The 1,039-nt window shown below is 66.8% G+C and carries 1 protein-coding gene; it reads right to left on the reverse strand.

The window, feature by feature from the left end; all coding sequences use genetic code 11:
- Positions 1-24: 24 nt before the first annotated feature.
- Positions 25-918 carry an IS5 family transposase gene (locus D7147_RS32045; RefSeq protein ID WP_120684479.1) on the reverse strand — a complete coding sequence of 298 codons (894 nt, stop codon included), beginning with the start codon at positions 916-918 and terminating at the stop codon, positions 25-27.
- Positions 919-1,039: the final 121 nt, after the last annotated feature.

Genomic DNA, 1,039 nt, shown 5'->3' on the forward strand with positions numbered 1-1,039 from the left:
CTAAGGCGTGTTTCATAAGCCCGGTCAGAGCCATTCGCAGATGATGGTGATGGTCAGGACGGCCTGGAACCGGACGGCCAGCTTGTCGTAGCGGGTGGCCACGCCGCGGTGGCGCTTGAGTCGGGCGATGCCGTTCTCGACGGCGTGTCGCATCCGGTAGAGGTCTCGGTCGAATTTTGGCGGGCGTCCGCCGCGGCTGCCCTTGGCTTTGCGGTGGGCGTCCTGGTCGGTCTTGCTCGGGATGCAGGTCTTGATCCCACGCTTGCGCAGGTAGGCGCGGTTGCCGCGGCTGGTGTAGGCCTTGTCCGCCAGGACCAGGTCGGGGCAGGTGCGGGGCCGGCCCACCCCGAGACGGGTCACCCTGATCCGGCGCAGAACCGGGATGAACTGCGGGCTATCACCACGATGCCCGGCGGTCACCACCATCGACAGGACCTTCTGCCCCTGCTCACAGGCCAGATGCGTCTTGGTTGTCAGACCGCCGCGAGATCGTCCGAGGGCGTGATCGGCGGGTTCGTCGTGCACGCCGCCGGGTGGCTCTTTCTGCAGGTGGCCGTCTCTGCGGGCGCCGGCGGCGTGTTGGTGGGCGCGGCTGGTCATCGAGTCCACGCTGACTGTCCAGCTGATCCGACCTTCCGCATCGCCGGCGGCCTGTGACACGGCCAGGATCGTGTCCCAGGTGCCGTCGCGCTGCCAGCGACGGAACAGGCCGTAGATCGTCTGCCAGGGTCCGTACTCGGCCGGGACGTCACGCCAGGGCGACCCAATCCGAATGCGCCACCTGATCCCGTCGATGAGCTGCCGTTTCTCCCATTTCGGCGGCCGACCCTTCGCCGACGCGACAGGCAGCAGTGCGGCGAGCCGCTGCCACTGAGCGTCGGTGAGGTCGTGCCGCCTCGTCACCGCTAAGGTGGCCACGAGGTCTCCGGTATGAAGTTCTTGCTTGGTCGCAGAACCAGATACCGGAGGCCTCTTCAGTTGTCGATCACCGCCACGCCGGGACCTTCATCGACCACCACGACTTCTGAAACACGCCTTA

Source organism: Micromonospora musae (assembly GCF_003626545.1).
In the GTDB taxonomy this organism is placed as follows: Bacteria; Actinomycetota; Actinomycetes; order Mycobacteriales; family Micromonosporaceae; genus Micromonospora; species Micromonospora musae.